General features: G+C 58.1%; 30 protein-coding genes and 2 pseudogenes. 21 read left to right on the top strand and 11 right to left on the bottom strand.

Annotation, left to right across the window (positions count from 1 at the left end; all coding sequences use genetic code 11):
* The first annotated feature begins 161 nt into the window (after window positions 1-161).
* Together AB4Z52_RS09265 and AB4Z52_RS09260 are read left to right on the top strand one after the other, a co-directional pair.
* The gene (locus AB4Z52_RS09265) at window positions 162-362 is read left to right on the top strand and encodes a hypothetical protein (protein ID WP_442217624.1); all 201 of its coding nucleotides are present in this window, start codon (window positions 162-164) and stop codon (window positions 360-362) included.
* 161 nt (window positions 363-523) lie between these two features.
* Window positions 524-775 carry a hypothetical protein gene (locus tag AB4Z52_RS09260; protein WP_442217623.1) on the top strand — a complete coding sequence of 84 codons (252 nt, stop codon included), beginning with the start codon at window positions 524-526 and terminating at the stop codon, window positions 773-775.
* 64 nt (window positions 776-839) lie between these two features.
* On the opposite strand, the gene AB4Z52_RS09255 is transcribed toward AB4Z52_RS09260, so the two are convergent.
* Complete coding sequence (locus tag AB4Z52_RS09255) at window positions 840-1,988, bottom strand: hypothetical protein (protein ID WP_442217622.1); 1,149 nt, start codon at window positions 1,986-1,988, stop codon at window positions 840-842.
* 236 nt (window positions 1,989-2,224) lie between these two features.
* Between AB4Z52_RS09255 and AB4Z52_RS09250 the strand changes: the two are divergent.
* Window positions 2,225-2,297 (top strand): annotated as a pseudogene (locus AB4Z52_RS09250) (IS6 family transposase); the annotation flags it as partial.
* A 222-nt stretch (window positions 2,298-2,519) separates the two neighbouring features.
* Here AB4Z52_RS09250 and AB4Z52_RS09245 read toward each other — a convergent pair.
* Entirely contained in the window at window positions 2,520-2,867 is a 348-nt protein-coding gene (locus tag AB4Z52_RS09245) for an EthD family reductase (RefSeq protein WP_442217621.1), read from the bottom strand.
* Window positions 2,868-3,105: 238 nt separating this feature from the next.
* On the opposite strand from AB4Z52_RS09245, the gene AB4Z52_RS09240 reads away from it, so the two are divergent.
* Both AB4Z52_RS09240 and AB4Z52_RS09235 read left to right on the top strand, forming a co-directional pair.
* Window positions 3,106-4,008: a LysR substrate-binding domain-containing protein gene (locus tag AB4Z52_RS09240; RefSeq protein WP_442217620.1), complete on the top strand. Its 903-nt coding sequence runs from the start codon at window positions 3,106-3,108 to the stop codon at window positions 4,006-4,008.
* Window positions 4,009-4,278: 270 nt separating this feature from the next.
* Window positions 4,279-5,190 carry a LysR substrate-binding domain-containing protein gene (locus AB4Z52_RS09235; protein ID WP_442217619.1) on the top strand — a complete coding sequence of 304 codons (912 nt, stop codon included), beginning with the start codon at window positions 4,279-4,281 and terminating at the stop codon, window positions 5,188-5,190.
* Between the two features lie 83 nt (window positions 5,191-5,273).
* Here AB4Z52_RS09235 and AB4Z52_RS09230 read toward each other — a convergent pair whose 3' ends face one another.
* On the bottom strand, window positions 5,274-5,603 hold the full coding sequence (locus AB4Z52_RS09230; RefSeq protein WP_442217618.1) for a YciI family protein: 330 nt from the start codon (window positions 5,601-5,603) through the stop codon (window positions 5,274-5,276).
* 347 nt (window positions 5,604-5,950) lie between these two features.
* Here AB4Z52_RS09230 and AB4Z52_RS09225 point away from each other — a divergent pair, with 347 nt between their 5' ends.
* The 6 genes from AB4Z52_RS09225 to AB4Z52_RS09200 all read left to right on the top strand — a co-directional run bounded on the left by AB4Z52_RS09225 (window position 5,951) and on the right by AB4Z52_RS09200 (window position 8,996).
* A complete protein-coding gene (locus AB4Z52_RS09225) occupies window positions 5,951-6,697 on the top strand; it encodes an SDR family NAD(P)-dependent oxidoreductase (protein ID WP_442217617.1) in 747 nt (248 codons plus the stop codon).
* Window positions 6,698-7,152: 455 nt separating this feature from the next.
* The gene (locus tag AB4Z52_RS09220; RefSeq protein WP_442217616.1) at window positions 7,153-7,278 is read left to right on the top strand and encodes a hypothetical protein; all 126 of its coding nucleotides are present in this window, start codon (window positions 7,153-7,155) and stop codon (window positions 7,276-7,278) included.
* 142 nt (window positions 7,279-7,420) lie between these two features.
* Window positions 7,421-7,636: a hypothetical protein gene (locus AB4Z52_RS09215; RefSeq protein WP_442217615.1), complete on the top strand. Its 216-nt coding sequence runs from the start codon at window positions 7,421-7,423 to the stop codon at window positions 7,634-7,636.
* Between the two features lie 144 nt (window positions 7,637-7,780).
* On the top strand, window positions 7,781-7,996 hold the full coding sequence (locus AB4Z52_RS09210; protein WP_442217614.1) for a hypothetical protein: 216 nt from the start codon (window positions 7,781-7,783) through the stop codon (window positions 7,994-7,996).
* A 400-nt stretch (window positions 7,997-8,396) separates the two neighbouring features.
* Complete coding sequence (locus AB4Z52_RS09205) at window positions 8,397-8,663, top strand: hypothetical protein (RefSeq protein ID WP_442217613.1); 267 nt, start codon at window positions 8,397-8,399, stop codon at window positions 8,661-8,663.
* A gap of 6 nt (window positions 8,664-8,669) precedes the next feature.
* Window positions 8,670-8,996, top strand: a complete 327-nt coding sequence (locus tag AB4Z52_RS09200; RefSeq protein WP_442217612.1) for a DUF6894 family protein — start codon at window positions 8,670-8,672, stop codon at window positions 8,994-8,996.
* A 372-nt stretch (window positions 8,997-9,368) separates the two neighbouring features.
* Here AB4Z52_RS09200 and AB4Z52_RS09195 read toward each other — a convergent pair whose 3' ends face one another.
* The gene (locus AB4Z52_RS09195; protein ID WP_442217611.1) at window positions 9,369-10,004 is read right to left on the bottom strand and encodes a TetR/AcrR family transcriptional regulator; all 636 of its coding nucleotides are present in this window, start codon (window positions 10,002-10,004) and stop codon (window positions 9,369-9,371) included.
* A gap of 104 nt (window positions 10,005-10,108) precedes the next feature.
* On the opposite strand from AB4Z52_RS09195, the gene AB4Z52_RS09190 reads away from it, so the two are divergent.
* Both AB4Z52_RS09190 and AB4Z52_RS09185 read left to right on the top strand, forming a co-directional pair.
* Window positions 10,109-10,507, top strand: a complete 399-nt coding sequence (locus tag AB4Z52_RS09190; RefSeq protein ID WP_442217610.1) for a VOC family protein — start codon at window positions 10,109-10,111, stop codon at window positions 10,505-10,507.
* Window positions 10,508-10,613: 106 nt separating this feature from the next.
* Complete coding sequence (locus AB4Z52_RS09185) at window positions 10,614-11,051, top strand: DoxX family membrane protein (RefSeq protein ID WP_442217609.1); 438 nt, start codon at window positions 10,614-10,616, stop codon at window positions 11,049-11,051.
* A gap of 313 nt (window positions 11,052-11,364) precedes the next feature.
* Here AB4Z52_RS09185 and AB4Z52_RS09180 read toward each other — a convergent pair whose 3' ends face one another.
* Window positions 11,365-11,784 carry a cupin domain-containing protein gene (locus AB4Z52_RS09180; RefSeq protein WP_442217608.1) on the bottom strand — a complete coding sequence of 140 codons (420 nt, stop codon included), beginning with the start codon at window positions 11,782-11,784 and terminating at the stop codon, window positions 11,365-11,367.
* Window positions 11,785-11,842: 58 nt separating this feature from the next.
* Here AB4Z52_RS09180 and AB4Z52_RS09175 point away from each other — a divergent pair, with 58 nt between their 5' ends.
* Window positions 11,843-12,319: a MarR family winged helix-turn-helix transcriptional regulator gene (locus tag AB4Z52_RS09175; RefSeq protein ID WP_442217607.1), complete on the top strand. Its 477-nt coding sequence runs from the start codon at window positions 11,843-11,845 to the stop codon at window positions 12,317-12,319.
* Between the two features lie 281 nt (window positions 12,320-12,600).
* On the opposite strand, the gene AB4Z52_RS09170 is transcribed toward AB4Z52_RS09175, so the two are convergent.
* Window positions 12,601-13,284 (bottom strand): B3/B4 domain-containing protein, encoded by a 684-nt coding sequence (locus AB4Z52_RS09170; RefSeq protein ID WP_442217606.1) that lies wholly within the window; start codon window positions 13,282-13,284, stop codon window positions 12,601-12,603.
* 44 nt (window positions 13,285-13,328) lie between these two features.
* Entirely contained in the window at window positions 13,329-13,952 is a 624-nt protein-coding gene (locus AB4Z52_RS09165) for an FMN-binding negative transcriptional regulator (protein ID WP_442217605.1), read from the bottom strand.
* A gap of 75 nt (window positions 13,953-14,027) precedes the next feature.
* On the opposite strand from AB4Z52_RS09165, the gene pdxR reads away from it, so the two are divergent.
* From pdxR to AB4Z52_RS09140, 5 genes and pseudogenes are all read left to right on the top strand, one after another.
* Window positions 14,028-15,485 (top strand): MocR-like pyridoxine biosynthesis transcription factor PdxR, encoded by a 1,458-nt coding sequence (pdxR, locus tag AB4Z52_RS09160; RefSeq protein WP_442217604.1) that lies wholly within the window; start codon window positions 14,028-14,030, stop codon window positions 15,483-15,485.
* Between the two features lie 297 nt (window positions 15,486-15,782).
* On the top strand, window positions 15,783-16,874 hold the full coding sequence (locus tag AB4Z52_RS09155; protein ID WP_442217603.1) for a helix-turn-helix domain-containing protein: 1,092 nt from the start codon (window positions 15,783-15,785) through the stop codon (window positions 16,872-16,874).
* 33 nt (window positions 16,875-16,907) lie between these two features.
* A complete protein-coding gene (locus AB4Z52_RS09150; protein ID WP_442217602.1) occupies window positions 16,908-18,053 on the top strand; it encodes an acyltransferase family protein in 1,146 nt (381 codons plus the stop codon).
* A 320-nt stretch (window positions 18,054-18,373) separates the two neighbouring features.
* The gene (locus AB4Z52_RS09145; protein WP_442217601.1) at window positions 18,374-19,282 is read left to right on the top strand and encodes a tyrosine-type recombinase/integrase; all 909 of its coding nucleotides are present in this window, start codon (window positions 18,374-18,376) and stop codon (window positions 19,280-19,282) included.
* A 3-nt stretch (window positions 19,283-19,285) separates the two neighbouring features.
* Window positions 19,286-20,537: pseudogene (locus AB4Z52_RS09140) on the top strand (IS91 family transposase).
* A gap of 374 nt (window positions 20,538-20,911) precedes the next feature.
* On the opposite strand, the gene AB4Z52_RS09135 reads toward AB4Z52_RS09140, so the two are convergent.
* Window positions 20,912-21,682, bottom strand: a complete 771-nt coding sequence (locus tag AB4Z52_RS09135) for an MBL fold metallo-hydrolase (RefSeq protein ID WP_442217850.1) — start codon at window positions 21,680-21,682, stop codon at window positions 20,912-20,914.
* A gap of 82 nt (window positions 21,683-21,764) precedes the next feature.
* On the opposite strand from AB4Z52_RS09135, the gene AB4Z52_RS09130 reads away from it, so the two are divergent.
* Window positions 21,765-22,652: a LysR family transcriptional regulator gene (locus AB4Z52_RS09130; RefSeq protein ID WP_442217600.1), complete on the top strand. Its 888-nt coding sequence runs from the start codon at window positions 21,765-21,767 to the stop codon at window positions 22,650-22,652.
* Window positions 22,653-22,965: 313 nt separating this feature from the next.
* Window positions 22,966-23,598, top strand: coding sequence for a TetR/AcrR family transcriptional regulator (locus AB4Z52_RS09125; protein ID WP_442217599.1), 633 nt, complete (start codon window positions 22,966-22,968; stop codon window positions 23,596-23,598).
* On the opposite strand, the gene AB4Z52_RS09120 is transcribed toward AB4Z52_RS09125, so the two are convergent.
* The 3 genes from AB4Z52_RS09120 to AB4Z52_RS09110 form a co-directional block, all read right to left on the bottom strand.
* The gene (locus tag AB4Z52_RS09120) at window positions 23,592-24,443 is read right to left on the bottom strand and encodes an NmrA family NAD(P)-binding protein (protein ID WP_442217598.1); all 852 of its coding nucleotides are present in this window, start codon (window positions 24,441-24,443) and stop codon (window positions 23,592-23,594) included. The two genes, AB4Z52_RS09125 and AB4Z52_RS09120, sit on opposite strands and share 7 nt — an antisense overlap.
* Complete coding sequence (locus AB4Z52_RS09115; protein ID WP_442217597.1) at window positions 24,440-25,273, bottom strand: SGNH/GDSL hydrolase family protein; 834 nt, start codon at window positions 25,271-25,273, stop codon at window positions 24,440-24,442. Before AB4Z52_RS09115 ends, AB4Z52_RS09120 begins: the two co-directional genes overlap by 4 nt.
* A 66-nt stretch (window positions 25,274-25,339) precedes the next feature.
* Complete coding sequence (locus AB4Z52_RS09110; protein ID WP_442217596.1) at window positions 25,340-25,579, bottom strand: hypothetical protein; 240 nt, start codon at window positions 25,577-25,579, stop codon at window positions 25,340-25,342.
* Between the last annotated feature and the right edge of the window lie 395 nt (window positions 25,580-25,974).

Genomic DNA, 25,974 nt, shown 5'->3' with positions numbered 1-25,974 from the left:
ATACGAAAGCTTTTGCGAAACTCCGGATTAACCCCAATATTTCTTCTAGAACAATGGGTTTATCTGAATGGTGTCAAATCAAGAAAGCGGAACCAGCGGATTGGTAAAGCGACGCAGCACGGCTGTAGCATCAGCCATGGAGAATCAAAATTATCAAGATAATGGTATTGCTGTACAGCGCCGATGGCGGGGATTGGCAGTCTCCCCCTAAAGGCACAAGCCTGAAGACATTGAACGAAGCCGAAGAGCAAGGCCTCATCTTAATCCGCGGGGAATTTCAGAAACGACAATTCCGTCTGACACAGCTGGGCTCCGAATATGTCGAGCGCGACAAAAGACGTCTGGAAGCTCGCAGGCACTGAACCGATACCGCTGGCTAAATGCGAACTGAGGCGCACATCGCCGGGCCGCCCCAACAGGCCAAAGGCGAGGTCGACAACGGCAGAATCTCGCCAACATCAGTCAAAAAAGATCGCCATTCCCGTCAAATGCCCTCATTGCTGGAGGAGAAGCATTCTGCATTGTGGGGTGGATTATTTTCCACGTTCGAGACGTCGTTTTGCGCCCGCTGCTCGCGCCGGATGGCTTTGAGGCCGAGATTGATTGCTGTGAGATGCGCCGCGGTGGTGGGGCTGGCTTCGCGCAGGCGGGAGCACCGCGCAGGTTGCGAAAGCCGTCGGCACTGAGCGCCCAGGCGGGTGGTTGCGCGGCGACAAATTCGCCGACGATCATGATCGCCGAAAAAGCGGCAGCGATGATCCTCAAAGACCGGTGACAGGAGGACGAGACAATCACGACAATCGTTAGCCGTGAGTTTCCGATGCCGCATCGCTCTTGAGTCACCCGCCTTGGCCGAAGGCCGGGAAGTCAGGCACGGTTTCCTTCGAGTTTTGCCAGGACGCTGGCAAGGAGGAGATTGGGCAGTAGCGGTAGCGCGTCGTGGCGCCTCCGACCCGGGTGACAAAGGCACCGGAATCCGGGACGACGATGGTGGCATTCGCGGTGTGCCTCTTGCCCTTCGTCTGCTCCTGACATTTCTCCGTCATCGTGTAGGACGTCCCGTCGCGCGCCACTCCGTCGATCGCGCAGAGGTCGGAGCCTTCCTCGAACGCCGTGCCGGTGAACTGGATGACGATTGCCTGGTATGCCTCTCCGCACGCCGCATCCGAGTTCACGTAGTAGCCGGGACGCAACGGCAACTTTGTCTCTGCGGGGGCGGGCGTGGTCTGCGCAAGCGGTGTCGTCGCCGAGATAGTCGGCGCGAAAGCCTTCAGCAGCGCGGGCTGCGCACCTTCTTTCTTGAGCACTGCTGCAGGTATGATAACCGGTTCCTCGCAGGCAGTCATCACATGCGGTAACTCGAGTTGGAGCGCCAACCCGCCGCCCTTTGCGTCCAGCCAGACCATCATGCCCGGCGGTCCGTCTGCCGCCTCGCCCAGCAAAGCCTGCTTGCAATCTTCAAGGTCGCTACCCGGCGCCTCGCCAGCGCCGTATCCAGCCATATAGAGATCAAACAGCCGCTTGGAAGCCAGGGTGACGACTTTGGTACCGTCTGCCTGCTCCGCCAATGCTACCGTGCCGGTTAGGGTAGCTGGAAGCAGATGCGTCCAGTCGACCGGCTGTCCCGTGGTCAGATCGTAGACGATAGACATGGTGCTCGAGTCGGGGTGGGCGCTTCCCTCGCAATTAATGGAATCCGTGATGACTAGGCTGAGGAACCCGGGGCCCCTCATGGCAACATCCACCGAGCGTTGCCAGTCGCCCCCCTTGCAGTCCTTGGATGCCTTAAGAACATTGAGATCCAGGCGCTTCAATCCGGCGTTAATGCGACGTTCGGCATCGTCGACAGGCGCGGTGAGCTGCGGCATGGCCGCGATGTCTTTGCCGACAGGGCTGGGCACCGCCAGGTGCACGGAACGGTCTGCCGACAGAATGGGCCCTGCCATGCAGGCGTAGGCAAGCAGGACGACGCAACTCATCTTCCACATCAGAACCTCGAAACGACAAATCTCCCCTGGCAGCTGTGGCACGGAAAATGGCGATCGCATAGTGCCGCGAGTCTCTATACCAGAATTGGTCGGGGCGTCGTCACGCCCACGCATCGTGGAAACGCATGGGTCGGCCTCGCTAGTACATCCCAATCAGTCCAATGGCGGCGGCTCGAACTGCTTGAAGGGCGCTGTAGCTTTAACCGAGCAGTGCTCAAAATGTGGGATCTGGCAGCATGACCAGATCTGCACGTGATCCTCTGTCGTCGTCACCGGTTTCCAGCTGACGTGATCGCCCATGCCGTTTGGCAATCCTGAAGACAGCCCGATTTCGGACTGGCTCAAGAGGGAACCCCACTTGGTCGCTATGGTCGGCCGGAAAAGATTGCTGCGGTGGTCGGGTTGCTGGCGTACCCATCCTCAGAGTGAACGAGCGCTCTGGCCTGTGTTTAAACGTGCGATATCCACTCGACTGCGCTAGGCAAGATTTGCGTCAGGGAGGAGCCTGGAGCGTCGCCAGGCTCCGGAGTTCTAAGCGAGAAAATCGACCTTTTCCTCGGTGAAGAGGATGAGCGTTTTAGAAGGATCGAGGAAGTTCAAGTCATCTTTTTGCACCACAGAACCCCATTCAGGGGAACCGACAACCTTCGCAACGTCTGCAATTTGCTCGAACCATGCCTCGGCGTAGCCGTCGAATGGCGCGGCCGGCAGACCTTCCGGAACGCTGCCAATGCTATGTTGCTGCTTATACGCAATTGTGTGTTCTTTCACCGCCGGAACGGATTGGACGATCGGCCAGTGCTTGTTCATCCAATAATCACTGAATTGTTCGAACGTCAGGTCTGCGCGGCGCTGTAAGAAAAGGCTCATCTTGATCATTGGGGACTCCAGTTGTTTGAGCGCGTGCCAACTATTCGCCTCCTCGCGTGGAGGCATGGGCGAAGTGATTAGGTCGATTGCCCGACACAGATGAGATAATTTCGCATATGGATGTTCGGTAGCGGCAGGCGTCGTATATCACTCATACGGCGGCCGAATGGATGAGTTTTGAACGCTTGCGGTATAAACGCGCTAATCCTCGCATACTCACACAGCGGCAATACCAGGCGGAATGTATATGAGCGATCAAATATCTGCGCTTCGGCTCTTTGTCAGGGTCGCGGCGACAGGAAGCTTCTCACAGGCCGCGCGCGAGCATAACCTCACTCAACCGACCGCCTCGCGCATCATTGCTTTGCTGGAAGAGAAACTCGGTGGGACGCTCTTCATGCGAACAACACGTGCCGTAACTCTTACCGAGAGTGGGGCGGAATATCTTGCTCGTATCAAGCCTGTCCTGGACGCACTGGACGAAGCCGATCATGCAGTTCGCGGCAACGGACAGCTACGTGGCAGCTTACGGGTAGGCGTATCGTCTATCGTGGCATCTCGTGTCTTGGTACCGAGTCTGTCCGAATTTTCAGAGCACCATGCTCAGTTGCGCATTGAGCTTGTCGTCGACGATAGGCGTCAAGACCTCATCTCGGAAAACGTTGATGTCGTGCTCCGATTTGGGAAGCTCGCCGACAGCAGCGCTATCGCCCGCCGCATCGGCCGATGGCCGTTGGTTGTAGCCGCCTCGCCGTCTTACATCGCTCGGAAGGGCCTACCGATATTGCCGGCGGACCTCGCATCCCACAATTTTGTAATAGCCGGACCCACGGCTGGAAAAGTGCTTACGTTCAAGAAAGATGGCAGTGAGATTTCCATTCAAACCGATGGCAGTCTCGCGATCACCGGAGCGGAGGTTGCGATCAATGCGGGGGTCTGTGGGCTCGGAATCATTGTAGCGAGTCTCCCAAGCGTCGAACGCGAGTTTGGCCAGAGTAGGTTGGTCCGTCTGTTGCCAGACTGGGACGTTGGCGACATCACCGCACATGCCCTCTTTCCCAGCGGGCAGACACCGAAGCCGGCTGCCAGGGCGTTCGTTGACTTCATCGTTCGCCACCTCGGAGGAGATCACGTCGAGACTGCTGGCTGATGCGAATTTCTTTCGCGTCGCTGTTGAAGACTTCCCGAGCACCGAGCTTCGGCTGGCGAATGCGGTGGGGTGACGAACCGGCTTTGACGACTCTGCAATTCGGCTTGACGACAAACGACAGCTTTGGGGCCAACAGTTGCCGCAGACTAACTTCTCCTTCGCGCCAACTGCGATCATTGCGCCTCTGGTTGCGCGGCCATCGTCTTAACCGGGGACGATCTAGCGAATGAACCTGTTGTCAAGGCCGCGGGTGGACTTTAACCTCAGTTGATGAGCGACCAACTGATGGCATTGAGAGTGTTCGCCCGCGTCGCTCGCGCCGGAAGTTTTTCCCGTGCCGCCAAGGAAATGAAGCTGTCGCAACCAACCGCGTCGCGCTTGATCGCCGTGCTCGAAGAACAGCTTGGAGCGACACTGCTCATTAGGACCACTCGGTCGGTAACACTGACCGACGCCGGAAAGGACTATCTTGCAAGCGTTCAAACCGCTCTCGACACATTAGACGAGGCTGAACACGCGGTTCGGGGAAGCGGTGAACTGCGAGGCCGGATTCGCATCGCGGCGTCATCGATATTCGCTTCAAGAGTCATCGTCCCGATTCTCCCTCAGTTTATGGCGCTCCACCCAGCATTGCATGTTGAGCTAATCGTCGAGGATCAACGCCAAGACTTGATTGCCGAGGGTGTCGACGTTGCAATCCGGTTCGGAAAACTCGCGGACTCAGTCGCCATTGCGCGGCTGCTGGGTAGATGGCCATTGGTTCTTGCAGCAGCACCGCATTACCTGGAAAGACACGGCACGCCCAGCGGACCGGATGAGCTGTCCGGTCATAGGGCGATACTGGCTGGTCCGGTCGCTGCATCTGAGTGGACTTTTCGCAAGAGCGATCAGCAGCTCGCCATCAAGCCAAAGGGTGCGCTTTCGATCACGGGCAGTGAAGTGGGTATGAACGCCTGCATAGAGGGTCTTGGGATAATATTGGCAAGCTATCCGTCGCTTCGCGACTATCTTGCCCGAGGAGAACTTACTCGCCTCTTGCCGGACTGGGATATGGGCGAAATCGAGAGCCATGCCTTGTTTCCAAGCGGACAGGCCGCCAAACCTGCCGCGCGCATCTTTGTGGAGTTTCTCCAGCAAGAGCTTCGCAACTTACAAGACACTTCAACGCTCTCGATCCAATAACCTCCGGCTTGCAATCGCTTCTCCGTCGAGACCGAAGCGTCGGTCCAGGCGGCAAGCGACTGCAGTTTTGGTTTCCCGCCTGGTCAGTCGTGGAAAGGTACCCACCAGGTCTTGACCTCAACATTGAGAAGGCCGGACTGGACGGTCGGATCGTCCGTTCCGAGCTTCGTGGCTTCCTCAAGATCGGAGGCGTTGAAAATCGCCATGCCGCCGTCCGCCAGTTTCCCCGCAAGACCGCCCGGAATTTCCATGAACGGACCACTCAGGACGATCTTGCCCTGGTCGTGGCACTTGCTGATGTAATCGACGTGGTCCGTGAAGCCAGGCTGTTCATTGTATGTCACGCCCTCAACCCAGTTCCGGCCGGGGCTGTGGAACACAACGAAGTAATGGGGTCCATTTTCGTCAACCATGTCACTTTTCCTTTGAAAGGCGCGTGTACTCGCGCTGTGGCCAATCGAGGCCAGAGGGTAGAGATAGTGAAATGACAGTGGCTCGGTAGCCGTCATCAGCGGATATCACTTATTTGACTGCCGGATGAAACAGCGGGAAGTGGTGACTGAGACAGGCCAACCGACGAGCCCATGCTGGAATTGGCAAATCCCAGGCTAGGACAAACGCCTTGCGTCCTGCGCCATTCATTCATTTTGCAAATATATGTTGTTCAAGAAAGACTGGTACTGCCCGCTGAAGCGCTAACCCATCTAGGGGTTGGGCCCCGGTCATTCGACCGCGCCTTCAATGAAAAGGTAAAGTCGTCATGACCAAAGTTCTTTCAGGTAAAGTCGCACTGATAACCGGTGGTTCCCGGGGCATCGGGGCCGCCATCGCAAAACAGCTCGCCGAACAAGGCGCGAATGTTGCCTTCAGCTATGTCTCCAGCGCGGTAAAGGCGGAAGCCCTTGTCGGCGAACTTGAGAACGCGGGCGTCAAAGCGGCCGCGTTCAAAGCTGACCAGTCTGACGCGGCACAGGTAACCAAACTTGTCGGAGATGTCATTGCCAAGTTCGGTCGTCTCGATATCCTCGTCAACAATGCTGGTGTCTTCGAAACTGGGGTACTGCACCTTACTGAAGACACCAGCAATTTCGAGCGCCAGTACGCCATCAACATTCAGGGCGTGGTCGCTGCGATCCGTGCCGCAGGACGCGTCATGGGCGACGGAGGCCGAATCATCTCGATCTCGTCGGTTGCCGCCACGCTGGTCGGGGCTCCTGGACTTGCGGACTATGTCGCGACAAAAGCGGCGGTAGAAGGTTATACAAAGGGCGCTGCACGCGACCTTGCTGCCAAGGGCATAACTGTGAACGCCGTCGGCGTCGGGGCGGTGAACACCGACATGAATCCCGAAGACGGTCCAATTTCGGACTGGCTCAAGGGGGGAACAGCACTTGGCCGCTATGGTCGTCCAGAAGAGATTGCTGCGGTGGTAGGTTTCCTGGCATCACCTGCCGCGAGCTTCGTGACCGGAAGCATAGTGATTGCCGATGGCGGTTTTTCTGCCTAACTCAACAAGGAGATTCGCCACGTGCGGATCTCCATCAACGAGTTAAGTTTTCCTGCAAGAGCAGCAGCGTTATCCGCAGCATTGCTCGCGCGTCGGAGTTGGCAATAGCTATTGCAGCTTTGGGCGAAACCCCGGACACCCGGTATTCTGCATTGTGGGGTGGATTAATTTGCAGGTTCGAGACGCTGTTTGATAGAGGCTTTAAGCTTCTTCGCTCAACTTGCCACGCTTGCGTGGGTCTCAAATGGATGCTTGCACCGGCCATTGCGAGGGCAATTCACCGCCTACGATGATCAGGGAGCGCAGCATGTCATTTCGACAAATGCGAAAAGCCCACTGTAACGCTGGGCTGGTAGGCAGGTCCGAGCTTTCGGTGTGTGACTCGCTGAAATCAACCTTGAGGCGACAAATAGGCGGGTTCGATTAAGCTGATCGCAAATTGGTGGGAGCGAACAATGAAATCAGCCAACGATCAAGAATACATGCCACTCGTAGAAGCCGAATGGATCAGCGCCGTGATCGTGCTTACCCTGCCGCTTGCCATTTTCGCCGTGGCACTCGCATGTTCGTTTTTCGTCTAAGGCCCCCGCCTCGCGAGCAACATCCAGGATGAACCCCACATTAACGAGATCGTAACGTTTCGTTCACTCCCCGGGGATTACTTTTAAATCAACGTCCGTTGATGACGTTGTTGAGAAGCAAAATGCTAATCGGAGGAACCCCATGAACAAGCTCTTCATCGCTTCTACAATCGCATTGGCCTCACTTGTCGCCACGACCCTTCCGTCCTTGGCCGATGACGGTTATTACCATCACAATCGCCACTATGACCATGGCGATTGGGACCATCACCATCATCATCACGACTGCTTTACAAAGAGAATAGTCGGTTGGCATCACGGCCATAAGGTCGTCACTGAAGAGCGTGTTTGCCGATAGTCGTTTCCAATAAGGCCCGGTCACTTGCCGGGCCTTATACTTTTAGCGTTGCCCTGATTCCTGGCAAGCTTTGGCTTGCATTGGCGTCAGAAGAGCCGATGATTGCTATTTCGAGAGCGCGTCAGTTAACCCCTGGAGGGTGCAATGGGATTGTCGAAGTTTCGAGAGGGCTATGAGCAGAAGCTCAAAGAGCAAGAAGAGAAAATTCGGTCCATGGAGGACAAAGATGTTCGCCACTTTCGCCAAGAAGGTAACGGCCCGCTGGCGGATATTTCCGAAGAAATCAGAGCTGAATACTACCGCCACATCGAGACGTATGCAGCATTGATTGCGGAGATTGACGCGATATTGGGCGTCTAGGCCACCGCGTTCCAAGAACACTGATCGCATCGGGACAACCGGAATTCGGACAAGTCCACAAGGTCGACATTGTCTTTAACCCGCGTGGTGCGAAATGCGAGCTGGTGAGCGCGGAATCAGGCGTCGCAATTGGGGGACGACGCCTAACTGTCCAGGTCCGCCGCATGTGTACGATAGCGGACAGTCCTGAACTCATCCCGGATCGAATGGTTCCATTGGGTAGCGGAAGTACGCCTCGGCAACAGGCGTCGTATATTGAGGTGCGAAAGAGGATCAAAGATCACTGATCGACACGGCCTCTCCGAGGTCTGCGAATTTACATCTGAACCTTATGGTCGTCCCGGGTGTTTAGCTGGGGATTGCAATCTGATTGATTGCCGTGGGCACCCAAGGAGATATTGTGAAAGATGCATCGACGCGCCGTTCGCGCACACCGCAGCAGCGACAGGCTCAAGCCGATCTGGCTGCCCAAGCCTTTAAGCTGGATCAGGAAAATCGAACAAGAGATCGTGAAGTTAAAACCGAACGCCTACGACAACAGCGTCTTGCCAAGGAGTCGGCAGACGCGCAGGAACGCCTTCTGAGCAAGGGGTTTCAGCCTAGTTTCGCCGGGCCAACTCCCGGCTTGCCCATGAAACTTCCCCATACTCTAGTCATAAGTGTTTGAAGCGTAATGCCAGAATTCTTTTTCAAAATTGTCGAGGGCGAGGAGATCGAGCAAGTTGCAGACGGATTCGAAATGGCGAATGTGAGCGAAGCAAAGCAGGTGGCAATTGCTGCACTTGTCGAGGAAATGAACAGCCGCATGCCGTGGCCGCCTAGCTCTGCCACCAAGATTGAAGTCCAAGATGAAAGTCGATCGGCTATGTTCACCGCAAAGTTGACGCTGGAGATCGAAGATGTCCAGCAGGAAAAGTCTCTTCTGATCTGCTCGGTTGTCCAAGAAGCTGAGCCCCCTATGGCTCCGAACCCCAAAGGTCCGGTGCGCCTGCCGGAATGATCAAGCTGTGGGGTTCGTTTGAACGCGTCGCCGGGGCCGCGATGGAATTCAATACGAGATCACAGATGGCCCGAATGCGCGAAGAATCAATGCAACGACTATGAAAAGAAACACAGCAAGGAACGCGACCGCTAGAATCGATTTAGCGTGCTTGGGTCGTGCTCTTCCCTCGGGTCTCTTCGCCAAGAGAGCGAATTGGTATTGTTAGACGGTCTGATGGCGCCGATTCCCCGGATACGCCGCATTCTGCATTATGGGGTGGATTAATTTGGGCTTCCGCTAAGAAGAGCTCGGCGCTTACGTTAGAGACGCGGCAGCTAGGCCCATGCCCGATACCCTCTGGCTTAATCGGCATTTTGATTCAAGGTGCGCCTATTTGGACCGCATTCCGTAGGCGGCAAGAAATACCTCAACCGACGCGTCGGCGTGCTGTTCAAGGTCAGCTTTCGAGCGTGGGTTTCTGTTTCCAGTGAACATTGCTTCGTTCATGGGGATCCAAAGAAGCATCCCAAAAAAGTGGCTGGCTGCTAAATAAGGATCGGAAACCTGCAGTATGTGTCGTGTTGTAAGTTTTTGAAAGCATGACGCCATTGAAGCTTGCATCCGCTCGAAGCCTTTCTCGTACCAGTCTTGACCGAGCTGTGGCATTCGATCAGCGTTGGCGATAATTAGGCGTCGCAGCTTCAATAGCTCTTCATCCATCAGCATTGTTATTAAACGTCGGGCAAGCTGCTTTAGGCCACCCTCCATAAAGCTAGCGTCGGAGAGCAGCGTTGCCACGAGCTCAATGACGTCGTTGGTTTGGGCAGCAGTTGATTGAACAACTGCGGTAAAAAGCGACTCCTTGTCCGTGAAATGCTTATAGACCGTTTGCTTGGAAACCGTCGCGTTAGTGGCGATTTCCTCCATACTGGTTCCGTCATAGCCTTTGGTAATGAACGCTGCCTTGGCCGCTCTTAAAATCTCGCGATCCTTGCGCGCAGACCTTGTTTCACCATGGATTTCCATGCCGTCCCTCACTGCAGTACTAGACAGTACCGTACCCGTATGATATTCAGCAAATACGGTACTAGAGGGGCTAGTACCCGTCAACGAAACGATCGGTGAGCTCTATGGGCAAAATGATTTTCGTGAACCTGCCGGTGCACGATCTGCGCAAATCGACGTCGTTTTATGAGGCGGTTGGGGGGACCAAGAATCCGCAATTCTCGGATGACGCCTCGTCTTGCATGGTGTTTTCCGAGGCCATTCACGTGATGCTCTTAACGCATGATAAATACAAAGCTTTCAGCCAGCGTCCTATCGCTGATGCGCACAAAACAAGCGCCGCGCTGATCGCATTGACCGTCGAGGATCGCACGATGGTTGACAGCATCGTTGACCTCGCCGCTGCCACGGGAGGCGTTGCCGATCCCAATCCGAAGCAAGACCACGGCTTCATGTATGGACGCAGCTATGAAGACCCGGACGGAAATGTATGGGAAATCATTTGGATGGCGGCTGCGGCATAGTAGCACTCAAGGTCTCGCAGCCGCCCGAGTTTACAATCCCTGGCAAGCCATAGCCGAAACGCGCTACACATCATCATCCATCCTAGACTGACTAAAAGGAATTCCGATGGCACCACCATCCCCCATCTGGTCACGCGTATCCATCCTCTTGGCACGGCTAATCTTCGCAGCCGTCTTCGCAATGGCGATGTCGTTTAAATTCCTCGGGATAAATGACACAGCGGCGTTTATCGGCGCGGCAAATTTGCCAGCACCTCTCCTTCTCGCTTGGGCTGCAGCATTCTTCGAGTTGGCACTGGTGTTGTGCTTTTTAAGTGGAGCGTTTTTCACCGAGGCATCCCTTGCTGCGGCGGCCTACGTCCTTTTTCTCGGAATCGTGTTCCACGGACCGGCTCATTGGAACGGAAGTCAGACTGAATTTGGCTTCTTCGTCGACCATTTCACGTTCATCGCCGGTCTGCTGTTCGCTGCGGCTCACGGTCCAGGCGACTTGCTGGCCTTAGAAAACTTCCGGCTCATCAACTTCGGAGCCCATCAGAAATAAGCTGCGGGCTAACCCGTTATTGAAGCCAGAGTGCGCCCAAACAACGAAATATTCACTTCGAAGTCCGAGCCGTGAAAGGGTCCATCGGCTTTGATTGATACCGGAAAGCTATCCTTCTCATCAAAGTAATGAAAGTCGCCCTAGCCAACGCGCCGTCGTTCATTTGCAAGATTCCGGAACTTTGCTCGCATCTAACCCCCTCCTACCAATTTTCCGCACTGGTGTGGGTCTCAAATGCGCCAGCACCGGCTTTAGTCACGCTCTTATTTCCTTGCGCAATCAACTGGAAAATTGCGAGGCTTAGGTCAACTGATCAGACCGGGACCAGTCCGTGGCGCAGCATGATCTCATTGGCCTTGGCAAGGTCCGGTTTGCCGGGCACGTTTACCACCTCGGCAATTTCCTCGAAATAGCGCCGTCCAATTGTACCCGGTGTGATGGTCGCCAAGACCTTGGCTGAGCCATCATTAAGGTTCTCGTGATGGTGCACCGCCCCTCGCGGAATGAATATGGCGTCGCCGGCGCGAATCTCGTGCGTTAACCCATCGACGATGACAGTGAGCGTGCCTTCGAGGCCGTAGAGGAATTCGTCGGCATCCCGATGATGATGCGGAGCGGGGACCCGCGCCCGAGGTGGCACTGTGAATTCGAACACCGTCGCGCCGACTTCACCAATGAGAAAACGCAGTTCGAGTTGCCCGATGCGCACAATATCGGCTTGTACCGCTTCCATATAAGGCCCCCACAATGTAAAGTAGCTTTACATCAATAGGTAAAGTGACTTTACATACATGTCAATCCCATTGCCCCCAGATTCAATTCCCGACGCGTTGCCCGGTCCGCCGTTCTTCGGCGCGCTGCTACGCGTTGTCTGGCAGCATGTGCGCGACCGCATGTTGCAAGCCATTCACGAGGCAGGGTTTGTTGACTTCCAGGAGGCGCATTTTGCCGTGTTCTCATTTCCACTGCCGGATGGCATGAGACCGGCCGAGCTCGCGCGTCACAAGCGGATGTCGCGACAAGCTGTGAACTATCTGCTCAGCCAGCTTGAAGACCTGGGTTATGTCGAGCGGCGCGCAGCCGACGGTAGCGATCGCCGACTGGTCTATCTTACGCTACGGGGACATGACGTAGTCGCAGCCATTTTCGGATGTCTTCGGCAGTTGCATGAGCAATGGTCCGAAGAGGTTGGAAAGGAGCGCTTCGATGACTTCGTAGATGTGTTGAAGCAGCTGTCGACCAAAGCCCAGGAACCGACAAACCCCTGAAAAAGCTCAACTTTGCGACGTTGGTGAGGGCTGTCTCAGAACGGTTCGAGAACCGTACCTCCGAAGGTGAGCCGGCCTGAACGCATAGATATTAGCCCATGGACGCCTACGGGATTTGAAGGCCGCTTTGGGCGGCGAAACCCGGACGCGCAGTATTCTGCATTGTGGGGTGGATTAATTTCCACGTTCGAGACGTCGTTTGGCGGAGGCTTTAGGTCTTCTTCGCTCGACTTGCCGCACTGGCGTGCGTCTCAAATGCGCCATCAGCGATCAAGTCATCCTCAGACGGCGATTCTCTGAGCGAACACCAAACAATCGGGCATCACCGAATTTAGCCCTTCAATCAGCATGTCCGATGCTTCTGCAAGAGCGCCTTCTGGCATTGTCTCAAGGCTTTCCAACACAAACCACATTCGACCATCGGCTGCCTCCAGTCGGGTGCGCGTGCCCTGACGCCAGTTCCAACGCCGGCATGTGACGCCCGCATCGTCTCGCCAGATGACCTCTCCAGGGAGTGGATTCTCGATCACCTCTTCGCCGTTCATGACTGTTTCGAAAGGTTCGCGTCCGTCGGCCACGGTAAGACGCGGACGCCCGGAATAGGCATCGTGATTCTCGCCGCCAACGGGAATGGCATATTTGAGACTGACGGCGTTATAGAGATCGACGACAGGATTGATCGAAGGAATCATTCCGTCCTTCAACACCCGCTTTCTCAATGCTTGCGACGAACAGGGTGTCCGATTGGGCTTGGCTCCGAACCGGGTATAGGCGTCGGCCCAACTGGTCAAATGGGCGTCCGTCCATGCTGGGCCGCCCCGCAAGACGTAATCGCAGGCATCTGTCAGTAGCCCTGTGGGAAGGCTTCCTACTCCGGCATTTGTCGCGTCGACATGAATGCTCATCGCTCTGAAACCGGGGGCGATTTGCTTGATCCGTTCGTCGATCACGGGTGATTCAAACATCTATTCCTAACTCCAGAATTCCACTCAAAAGCCAATTGCTCGTCTCAGACCGGGATCATGTCAGAAACGATCTGATCGGTGGGGCTGCGGCTATCGCCAAGTCCCTGTTTTACCCCTTTGCGATCGGCCTCAGGGCGATTTTGGCTCATCTTGCGCTTCCCCTGCAGCGAAACGACGGGCATGCGAATACCGACAATGCCGCGGAGCTGAGCCTTGATGTAGGCTTCGGGAGCGTCAGTGACTGCCCAAGGCATCGAGCGCGACACCTCGTGAATGCCCGTGAGGCGCGACACCACCTCGAATAGTCGTTCGGCTTCTTCGAAGAACTCGACCGGCCCGCTCGCATGGACGGCTGTGTAGTTCCACGTTGGGACTACCTTGCCATGCTCGGCTTTTGAGGCGTACCAGGATGGCGTCACGTAGGCGTCCGGTCCCATAAAGACTGCAAGTCCATGTCCGATGACAGGAGCCTGCCACTGCGGGTTCGGTCGCGCCAGATGCGCATAGAGGACGCCCATTTCTCCCTCCGCCTCATCGAGGAACATAGGTAAGGGCGTGGCCATCGGACCATCGGGTGTAGCCGTCACGAAATTGGCAAGGCGACATTGCCGCATCATTTCGTAAAGCTCGGTCGTGTCTTCCACGGTGAAGGCTGGCGACGTGTACATAGGCATCTCCTTGACGTCAGCGCATTATTCACATCAAGGTGGCACAAGATACACCGCCACTTTTGGAATATTTCATTGGTCCAGTTGGTGAAGGGCTCACGAAAGAGCGGCGCGACCCGCCGTATTTACCTGTCTTTGCGCGACCAGATTACGTCCGGCGTCTACGATGCGGGTGAGAGATTGCCCTCAAGCCGCGCGCTTGCGGACGAACTCGGCGTTTCCAGGACCACGGTGACGGCCGCCTATGACCAGTTGATGTCTGAAGGGTACATTCAGGTGCGGCACGGCGCAAAGCCGACGGTCACGTCCGAAGGACGACATCCGTACTCCAGAGCCGTATCGCAAGCACAGGAAACCACTCCTCAGGTATCCGCCTATGCCTCGCGTGCAATGGCATTGCCGAAGAACTTCAGCGCGGAACAGGCAGCGCTTCAATACGACTTCCGGTACGGCGACGTCGCTTCGTCGGACTTTCCCAAGCTGGCTTGGCGGCGTGCCCTGAACGGGGCAGTCCTGGCGCACCGAGAACGGCTTGGCTATGAGCATCCAGCCGGTAACCTGGCACTTCGTCGTGCCTTGCAAGGCTACCTCTGGCGAGCCCGTGGCATTGAATGCGATGTCGCCCAGATCATGATTGTCAGCGGTGCCCAGCAGGCGTTGGACCTGTGTGCGCGGGTGCTTGTCGATCCGGGAGGCCAGGTTGTCCTCGAGGAGCCCTGCTACGCGATGGCACGTAACGTGATGCTTGCGACAGGAGCAATGCCCGTCGCCATCACGTGCGACAATGATGGAATGGACACCTCTCGGCTTCCCGATCCTAAGGATGTAGCCCTGGCATTTGTAACGCCCAGCCATCAGTTTCCGCTGGGCGGCGTCCTACCGTCCGGACGTCGCAAGGCCCTGATCGAATGGGCGATCGCCGGGAACACCTACATCATCGAGGACGACTACGACGGGGAGTATCGATATGACGTGCGTCCGATTCCGCCGCTGTGGACGACCGGTCAAGGTCGGGTCATCTATGTCGGCACCGTATCCAAGACGCTGTCGCCAACGCTCCGCCTTGGTTACATGGTGCTGCCTGGCGCGCTTGTGGAGCCCCTTGTCCGATGCAAGCAGATCACCGATCGGCACAGCTCAAGCTTCGACCAAGAGGCTCTGGCTTCAATGATCGAAACGGGCGCATATGAAAGCCACGTTCGAAAGATGAGGCGACTGAACGCCGAAAGGCGTGCGGTATTCCTGAATGCAATGGCCAAAGCGTTTGGCGAAGAGGTCGACATCGTTGGAACGTCAGCGGGCCTCCATGTGGTCGTGTGGTTCAACCACCTCACTGCCAGCGATGAAGAGCGTTTCGCCGGCTGCGCGAGGCAGGAAGGTGTTGGCATCTACCCAATCTCGCGTCTGTTTGCGGCCCCAACAGATCAACGTGCGGGGTTGATATTCGGATACGCCTCCATGCCCGTTGCGCTGATTGGAAAGGGTGTAGATGACCTAGTACAGGTTTACCGATCCAAATTCCGGTCGGCATGACCGCTTTGGGCGGCGAAACCCGGACGCGCGGTATTCTTCATTGGGGGGTGGTTTAATTGCCACGTTCAAGACGTCGTTTGACGGAGGCTTTAGGTCTTCTTCGTTCAACTTGCCGCACTGGCGTACGTCTCAAATGCGCCAACAGGCGACATTAGCAACCGGACGGTCAGAAGGACATCGATGCGCCGATCGGCTACGGTCACATCGACCAGAAGCGACCATCCAGGTCTTCTCGCAGTGTCTCGGGGCCTTGCATCCAGTTATTGTTCGAGCCAGATAAGCATTGGAGGTTCGCAAATGCTGCTCGAAACCGGGTTCCGAGGTGGCGCATTGGCGCTGCTTGGCCTACTTGCGATCATTGGTCTTCCTGGCACGCTCCGATCGCCGATCGGTCGCGCCACACTGCTATTCGACCTGTGCGTAATAGCGTTCCTCATCGAAACGGCTCCCGGAATACACGAGGGGCTCGTCTGGTGGATCATTCCGCTGCGGATTCTCAGTAACTCAATCGCAGGCGTTTTCGTTGCGTGGGCCGAGACAGTCTTCGGTGACGCTTCCCAGTCGACGCGATGGAGGTGGGCGGTCTTCGTTGCTCTCCTGCCGCTCGCAGCCGTGGCAACATTATCCGGCTCAAGCTTGGGGTGGAATGCGACGCACGCTGCGACGCTAATCGTGGTAGTCGTCGAAACCGCCCGGGTACTTGGAGGACGCAAAGCAGACCTGGTTGAGGGGCGACGACGCTTTAGGTTCATTTTCGCCTGTGCTGTGGGTCTGGCAATCCTGGCAACAACAGTGCTCGATGCAGCCGGCGTCCGCTGGCTGCCCGGTCTCTCGGCCGTGCTGGGCTTGGCCATAGTCGCCGCTTTGATACGGCTGCGTGCTGTCATGCCTGAGCCTACGCTTGAACCGGCGCCGGTCGCGCGAGAGGGCCTTACTATCCCCGTCGCGGCAACGGAAATGAGCGCTGAGGAGCGCCAACTGGCGGAGCGGCTGCGGTGGGCGATGGAGCAAGATCGTGCCTACCGCGACTCGGACCTCTCGGTGGATCAACTGGCCGAGCAGTTGGGGGTCCCTGAATATCGACTCCGAAGAACGATCAACCAGCGCCTCGGCTATCGGAACTTCACTGATTTCGTCAACGAGCACAGGTTGAAAGAGGCGCGGGAGGCGTTGTCTGACCCTGCGCAATCGCGCGTCCCGGTCCTCACCATCGCCCTCGATGCCGGTTGGGGATCGATCGGTCCGTTTAATCGCGCCTTCAAGGGTCAAACCGGCCGAACGCCCACTGAGTTCCGCCGTCGCGCACTGGCCGATTTCGCAATCGGCCATATTTTGCCAGATTCAGCCAGGTCGGACGCGACTTCTGGCAAGACCCCGACCTCGGCATGAGGCCTGATCCAGGCGTAAACCGGAGGACAGGTCATGCCTGGAGAGAGGCCGAGCCAACGCCTTTTATATATAGACAACCTGCGTTGGTCTGCGATCAGCATGGTCGTCGTCATGCACGCGGCCGTGACCTACTCGCCTTTTGGCGAGTGGTACTACCGTGAGCATCCCGAACTGAGTATCGCAGCGAAGATTGCCTTCGCTGCCTATCAATCCTTCCAGCACGCGGCGGCAATGGGTTTGCTTTTCGGCATAGCAGGCTTCTTTTCCGCCGGCGCCGTTGCAGGCAATGGCGTCCGCAGCTTCATCCGCGAGCGGCTACAGAGACTTGGCCTGCCATTGCTGCTCTATATGACCTTGATCGGTCCGCTGACGGAATATTTCGTTGCAGGGTCTTGGCGGTCGAACCCGCCGCGCACGTTCATCCAGGACTGGTGGCTGCACCTCCGTTCAGGGGAACTACTCGACGGCTCGGGTCCCCTATGGTTCTGCCTTGTACTTCTTCTATTCTCGGCGGCCTACGCCGTAGTGTGCCAGGCGCGTCCGATACGATTCGCTCCGCGTCATCCTCCTTCGGCAGGGGCCGTGTTAGGTTACGCGGCCCTGATTGCCATCGTGACTTTTGTCGTCGGCGTTACTTTTCCGAACGCGACAACTGTTCTCAACATCGATGTACACGACTTTCCGCAATACCCGCTAATGTATGCCGCCGGAATTGCCGCATGGAAAGGAGACTGGTTGTGCCAGATACCATCACGTGTCGGAAGGCGTTGGTTGTGGAATGGCCTTTGGGTCGGTGGTGCGTTGTGGATCGTCCTGGTCGCCGCGGGCGGTGCCATGAGCGGCGACGTGTCCCCCTATGGCGGCGGTTGGCACTGGCAGGCTGCCGGCACGGACGCCTGGCGCTCATTCACCTGTCTTGCTCTTTCGCTAGGGGCAATCGTCCTCTACAGAGACCACTTTAACAGCCAAGGACCCATCGCTCGCTTCCTCACGCGCAATGCGTTCGGCGTCTACGTCTTGCACGCGCCGATCTTAGTCGCGATTACGCGTTTGCTGCACTTTTTACCTGTTTCCATTGGCCTTAAATTCGCACTCGCCAGTCTGGGCGGCATCCTGGCAAGCTTTCTCATTGTCGGTCTTGTGGCCCAGCGAACACCTGGTTTGCGCGCAGTTCTCTGAACGTCGGCTATGGGTGAAACCCGGACACGCGTTATTCTGCATTGTGGGGCGGATTAATTTCATTGCTCTGTGAGCTGCATCAACCGGCGTTTGATGCTTACTCCACTGGATCGACCGCGTACAGGTGGCTCTCAAATGCGCCACAAGCTGCCGTCGGGTCAGTTTGGAGGCGTGACCGTCTTTGGGGCCGACGAACGAACCCGCTGCGCGGGAGGGCGCCCGCGGTTGAGGTTGAGATCAATAACCGGTCGTCGCGCATGCATTGAGCGTCGTTCGGCGTGAGCAAACCATGACGGGCTTCTTCAACAAGGAGCCTGACGATGTCCCATCCAGTTCTTGATGCACCCATCAGCCCGCTGCGCCAGAGGCTGATCGACGACATGAACATGCGGCGTTTCTCACGGGAGACGCAGCGCAACTATCTCCGCGATATCGGGCGCCTGGCGACGTTCCTTGGGCGCTCACCAGGCACAGCGACCTCCGACGACCTGCGCCGGTTCCAGATCGAGCAGCAGAAGGACGGCGTTCCCGTGCCGACCATGAACAGCATCGTGTCGGCGCTACGCTTCTTCTTCACTCATACGGTTGATCGTCCCGATCTGGCGCGCAAGCTCGTTCGACTGGCGCACCCGCGCACGCTGCCAGTAGTGCTCAGCCGCGACGAGGTTGCCCGCCTCCTAAACGCCACGACCTGCCTGAAACACCAGGCAGCATTGTCAGTCGCCTATGGTGCGGGTCTTCGCGTCGCCGAAGTGTCGATGCTGAAGGTCGCCGACATTGACAGTGAGCGCATGCTGCTCAGGGTCGAGCGCGGCAAGGGCGGCCGGTATCCCAACGCCATGCTGTCGCAAGACCTGCTTTTATTGCTGCGCCAGTGGTGGCGGGTCGGGCGGCAGCAGGGCGTGATGCACCGCGACGGCTGGCTGTTCCCCGGACAGCACGCCATGAAGCCGATCAGCACGCGGCAGCTCTATCGCATCGTCGTTGAGGCGGCCCAGGCCGCCGACATCGCCAATCGGGTTGGGCCGCACACGCTACGCCACAGCTTCGCTACCCACCTGCTGGAGGACGGCACCGACATCCGGATCATCCAAGTCCTGCTCGGGCACGCCAAGCTGAACAACACCGCTTTCTATACCAAGGTCGCGACCCGAACGGTGCGAACAGTGACAAGCCCGCTCGACAAGCTCGGCCTGTTCAAGCCGGCAGAGATATCGCCCGACGGCTAAGCCGTGCGCGCCTCTGTCGAGGTCGCCGACATCTTCCGCGCGACGGGACCCGCCTACCGGGCCGACCATGCAGGACACCTGAGCCTCACTCAACTCAAGGTCATGTCGGCAATTGAGCAGTGTCTGCGGCGCGTCAATCAAGATGAGGGCCTCTCATCCAGATCGCCGCGCTATACAGTGTCGCACCGCAGCCCTCGGTGGTCACGGCGAGGCTTGCGAGGACTGCGGCCAGTGGCGGATCGCCTATAACTCCTGCCGCAACCGGCATTGTCCGAAGTGTCAGGGTGCCGCGGCGCGGACATGGCTTGCCGAGCGCGAGGCCGACCTGCTGCCGGTCGGCTACTTCCACGTCGTGTTCACGCGGCCCGCCGAGGTCGCCGACATCGCGTTCCAGAACAAAGCGGCAGTCTACGACCTGCTGTTCAAGGCGGCATCGGAAACGATGCTGACCATCGCGGCGGATCCAGAGCATCTCGGCGCGCGCATTGGCATCACCGCCGTGCTCCACACATGGGGATCGGCGATGACGCACCATCCGCATGTCCACATGATCGTGCCGGGTGGCGGCATCGCGCCAGACGGAAGCCGATGGGTATCGTCGCGTCCGGCCTTTCTGCTCCCGGTACGGGTACTAGGCAAGCCGTTCCGCCGGCTGTTCCTCACTCGGTTGCTCGGGTTGCACGATACCGGCAGGCTTACCTTCTTCGGATCGATGGCGCACTTCATCGACAGGCGGGCATTCCAGTGGCACCTGGCACCCGTCCGGAAGAAGCGCTGGGTGGTTTATGCCAAGGCGCCCTTCGCCGGGCCTCAAGCCGTGCTTGCCTATCTGTCGCGCTACACTCATCGGGTCGCGATCTCCAACAGCCGCCTCATCCGCTTCAACAAGGACAGCGTCACCTTCCGCTACAAGGACTATCGCCGCGACAGCGCCGACCGTCAGCAGGTGATGACACTCGCAACTGACGAGTTCATCCGCCGCTTCCTCATCCATGTCCTGCCGCGTGGCTTCCACCGCATTCGGCACTACGGCCTGCTCGCCGGCTCCGCCCGCAAAGCCAGCCTCACGCTCGCTCGCGAACTACTGAACGTCGCCGCGCCATCTGATGACGATACCCCAGACAAACCGGACGACTTCCGCCCGCCATGCCCATGCTGCGGCGGACGCATGATTATCATCAAGATGTTTGAACGGTGGAGGCAGCCGCGCGGACCGCCGGACAAAACCACACCGAACCGGGAGACCACCCCATGACCCGGCATGGCATGATCCGGCCTCCAGCCGCAGGCAGCCCCCGGCGACAAACCCACACGCGTCTATGCCGATGATCGACATTAAAGGAGACGCGTCCCGCCGCGTGACGTGCCAACCATACGGCGCCAAGGAACAACAAAGTGGTCTGTCCACATCCATCCTGGTGCTTCCTGACGGCGCTCGCGCCACCAACGGCACTGGCGGAAATCTGAAATCCCCATAACCATCGCCATAGCCTGTGGCCCGCGGGTTCCTTCCTCGGGGACTTTCATACGCCTGCCGGCGCCCGAAACTCTTCACGACAGCGGAAGGGCGGGTTTTGGCTGCTCAGCGGCAGATCGCGGACGATTCCGATCAACCGGCAACGCTTCGCCTCAGAATGTGACACGAAGACCGCGCTCGAGTGAGGTTAAGCGCGAAGCTACACCAAGCGCCGTGAACGTGGCAGCAAGTTCTTTGGCAGTTTCCTTGAAATGCACCCATCCTTCGTTATGAACGGCGACGATAGCGGCATTTGGGAAAGCATGCGCCGTTTCCAGTGCGTCATTGCTATCCATAGTCATATGAAACCGCCCACGCGGCTCCGCCGAGCCGGTAAACAGCATCACAACCTTGGGCGAAAATCGGCGCGCGACTTCGGCCGTACCTTCGAACCAAACCGTATCGCCGGTAATGTAGATCGCATCGCCAGGCTGCTCGGTACCAAGAAGGAAGCCAATAACGTCTCCCGAAATCGGTTCGATACCAACCGGACCGTGGCGGGCCGGCGCTGCCGTGACGAACAGCTTTTCCACCCCTTGTCCGCTAATCACACGCGTTTCGAATGGCGAAAGACCAATCGCATTGCCGCCCAGCCGGCCCGCACCGGCTATCGTTGTGAAGGTTGAGGCAACACCAGAAAGCATCGCGCGACCGGCGTAATCGAGATTGTCGAGATGCTGGTCGTGGCTCAGCAATACGCCGTCCAAAGGACCAATTTCTTCGACAGATAAGGCTGGACCGGACGTTTTCTCAAAATGCACGGGCGTCTTCTGATACAGACTTGGCGGATCAAAGGTTGGGTCGGTTAACAACCGGATTGTCCCAATTTCGATGAGGGCCGTCGGGCCGCCAATCAATGTCACGGCTATATGAGGGTTGGGCATGGCTTGTTCTCCAAAGCAAAATTTCTCCAGGACCGCAAAGTAGTCGCTCGCCATCTGCGCGAAAACTCCCTAACTTCTCACAATGGCTGATCATTTTCGCACAGACGTAGATTGGGAAGACATCCGCATTTTTATCGCGCTCGCGCGCCACGGCAGCCTGTCGGCGGCGGCGCGCGCACTTTCGGTCAATCACGCGACCGTCGCCCGGCGCATATCGTCCCTCGAACGGGCTCTGGGCGACAAGCTGGTCGAGCGCCGGCCAGACGGTTTCGTTTTGACGGCTTCGGGTGCGCGGGCACTCGCGTTGGCAAATGACATGGACACCGCAGCGGCCTCGCTTTCCCGTGGTGGGGAAAGTGACGGACCATCGGGACTGGTGAGGATCAACGCAACGCCCAGCCTGATGCAAGGTTTTCTGGTGACGCGTATGGCTATGCTTGTCGGGCGATACCAGGCACTCGACATCGAATTGGCAACCAACATGCGGACGATCAGTCTGGAACGGCGCGAAGCCGACATTGCCTTACGGCTTGGGCGTCCGGATGACGGCGACATTCTCGCCAAGCGTCTTCTATCGCTCGGCTACGGGCTTTACGCCTCGGCCGGATGGAGCCGGCGGATCAACGCTGGTAAGATACCAGTTTTTGTTGGGTTTGATGAAGCCAACGCCCATCTCCCCGAAGCGGTCTGGCTTGATCGGCATTTTCCACGGGCGCACATGACGTTCAGGACAAATACGCAGTTCGCCCAAGCCGCCGCTGCACGCGCTGATGCAGGCATCGCTCTCTTACCACATTTCATAGGCCGTGCCGACGACGCCCTTGTTCCATGCCATCTCGGCCAGGAGCCGCCCTCCCGAGACTTATGGATGCTCACCCGTCGACAGGAAAGCCGGGGCGCGCCCATCCAGATCGTAAAGGGATATATCGAGGACATTTTTCTGGCAGAACGGTCGCTTTTTGAAGAGTAGGCACAATTTCGGCGACCAAGTATGACGATGTTGCATCTAATTCTATCGCGCGAATGAATGACCGGTTTCGAGAAAGTCGGCGCTACGCGGGAATGGCAACCGTGGAGGCGCGATCCGGAAGCTAATAACTAGCTTCGGGAGTTGGCCCGGAGCGGACGTAGCTTGAGCCGCGTGGTCACGTCCGATCCGGCGAAATTCACCCACCGACTCGTCAAGGCTTGGCTGACCTCTCGTGGGATATTGCCCGTAAATGTCGCCGCTGTTATGGTCCTGTGTCGGGGTTCGGCCCGGCGATCACCTAGAGCAAGGCAGCATGACGACGGCTGAAAGCACCCAGACGCGGCGAGAGCCGAAGCAGCAACGCTCACGGCGGACCGTGGACGACGTGCTCGAGGCGGTCCAGCTTGTGGTGAAGCGCCACGGGACGCAGGCGATTACCACGAACCGCATCGCGGAGGCCGCCGGAGTCAGTGTCGGGTCCCTGTATCAATACTTCCCCGACAAGCGCGCGATCTTGATCGCCCTTCATGATCGACATGTCGACGATGTACGGCAGGTCATCGAGCAGACGACGGCGACCTGCGCTCCGACTTCGCTGGAGGAATTCGCGCGCGAGCTCGTCCATGGCCTCGTGAATGTGCACACGGACATTGCGGAACTGCACGAAGTTGTTTCGTCCGCCGTTCCGGAAAGCGCTCTCGGCTTTAGGAACGCGCTGCATCACACGTTCTGGCGGGTACTGTCACGTGCCGATCAGGATCGGTACAGCCTCGACGAGACGGAGCGAATGCTTTTTGTCCTTCCACGCATGGTGGAATCGCTCGTCCACGGAGCGGCCCACCAGGCGCGTGCCGCCCTCTCGCGTGATGGCGCCACGAGCGAGGCAATTCGTACCGTAATGGTCTACGTAAATTCTTTTCAAGGCAACGGACCGAAACACTACTGAAACGACGCGACGTTCTCGGCGGCCCATTGCGCGAACGGAATTGGTTCCCGCCCCGTCACCCGCTTCACCCCGTCCGTCATCGTTTCAAGCCGGCTCTCGCGCACCGCACGCCAGATGTCCACGAGAGCATCGACATTGGGGCCTTTCCCGGCCCATTGGACGGCGTCGGCATACGCCTGCCGGTCGGATATTTCCTCGAAGCCGACAGGTCTGCCGATGGCTCTGCCGATCGCGGCCGCCATCTCCCCATACGACAGCGCCTCACGACCGGTGATCACCAGTGTCTCTCCGTCGTGGTCGCGCGTGGTCAGGGCGGCGGTGGCGACGGCGGCGATGTCGTCTGGATGGATGAATGCGATCTTGCCTCCACCCGTTGACGAACGCAGCACGCCGTCTCGGCTGATGGATTCCGACCAACCGAGCGCGTTGGACATGAACCCGGCTGCCTGAATGAAGGTGAACGCCGCCCCGCTTTGCCGAACGGCTTCCTCGCCGCGTGCGTGCCACGGACCGGTACCGATCCCGGTTCGCACGTCCAGTGTAGAGAGCTTGACCACATGCCGTACGCCAGCGTGGCGGGCAGCGAAGGAGACCGCGCGATCTCGCGTCTCGAGATCCCATCCATCCGTCACGAGGAACACCCCGTCGACCCCAGCCAGCGCAGCCGCCAGCGAGGGACCTGGCTTTTCGAGGTCTCCGGTATGGATATCGACATGGTCATCGAAAAGGGCTCTGGCCCTCTTCGCGCTGCGCACGAAAACGGACGGGCGTGCTCCAGAATCTACGAGGCGCTGAGCTACTCGAGAGCCGATGTTTCCGGTGGCGCCGATGACGAGGTATTTCATTTGGGCTCGCTCCAGCCACGGATCACTTCGAGTGCTAGTCGCTTCTGGCCCGCCAAAGTGAAATGCAGACCGTCGCCCATGAGCAGGTCGGAAGGAGGCGGACTTCCCAACGCGGAGAAGGCGTCGATAACCTGCCCGTCGCCGTCGCGAACGATCTTGGCGACTCGCTCCAAGTCTTCGTTGCGGAACCGAACCCCGAACTTGGCCAGGCCCCAATGCGCCGCCACTTGTGCCTCGTTGACCGCAGGGGGAGTGATCCAAACGCAGCTCGCCGTGGTCTCTCTGGAAACGCGTTGACGCAGCTCCGCAATGTTGCGCGCAGTCTCCTCGTGATGGACGAGCGTCTTCGTGGGGTGCGAGCCCTGCGTGCGGGCGTCATTCGTACCGAAGAGGAAGAGGACCCAGTCGGGCCGGGAATTGGCGATCTGTCCGACCCGCACGAGACCGTGCGTGGTCGTCTCGCCCGCAACTGCGCTGATGGTCAACGAAATCCGGTCGGTGCCGCGGCGCATCGCCAGCATTTCCCTCAGGATCACTGCCCAGGACTGGGGCTCGGACGTCAAGCTGTCGCCGAACGCGACTACGCTGGCCCCTTTCCGCAGGGGAAGGCGATCGACCATCGATGCCACGGCCTGGTCAGCAAGCAACGCGGCGGCCGCTTCCGAGGCCTCCTTTTGCATGCGGCCAAGTTCGGTCGCGTAGATCTCGACCGGGAGGTTGAGGAGCTCGGCATGAGCTTCTTGGCCAAAGCTGGCGCCTCCGGGAAGGGAGGACAGGGTGCGCTCGGGCTGGATGACCTTCAAGAGCCAGCGCACTTGCTCGTTCGACATGGGTTTTCACCTCGAAGTTGGATCCGTTTGCAGATGGCGAAAATTAGCCGCATCTCAGTGGCGTCGCTACTCGCGTTTCTGGCTCGTTAAGACTTTGTAATCAATTAGAAATTTGGCGCCGTCCATAGACTCCGTCAGGTTCCAGCGGTTGCCGGTTGCGCCCAGAAAGTTGGTTAAGAGCCGGGACAACGCCCAGTTGATCACCGGGTTGGTATGGACATGACCAGTTCGCGAATCGGGCGTGCGGCCTTCGACGCTAACGACGCCGACCGCCTGAGAGAGCGTGTTTCCCGCTTCGGCATTCATTTCGATCTGATCCACGGTGATGCGTAGCGGTCACGCCGAGTGTGCGCTTCTGGCGCAAAATTGCTTTATGCCTGTTCGCTTGGATGGCCGCTTTTAGGATGCGGCTGGGGTCACTCAATGGCCGAAATGGTGAAGGGTTTCGGGTGCCGTCAGGCGTACGAAAGCCTCTCATGCAGGAACCCGCGGTCGGCATTCTCTGAGCTATGGGGTTTTGTGTATCGGATCTTCCGGCGGGCCGCCGATCGCAGCGGCGTTTGTTAGTCCCGGCGGGGCGAAATTGGTGTTTGTACGTGTGATTGCCGAGTTTTTTGTGGTGATTGTGAGCGCGTTTGCTCGGCTGAAAGCCGTCGCCATAGGGACTGGCGCAGACCCTCCGGGACTGGCGCAGACCCTCC

Source organism: Rhizobium sp. 2YAF20 (genome assembly GCF_052114685.1).
GTDB lineage: Bacteria > Pseudomonadota > Alphaproteobacteria > Rhizobiales > Rhizobiaceae > Rhizobium.
This window is presented reverse-complemented; position numbering and strand designations above follow the sequence as displayed.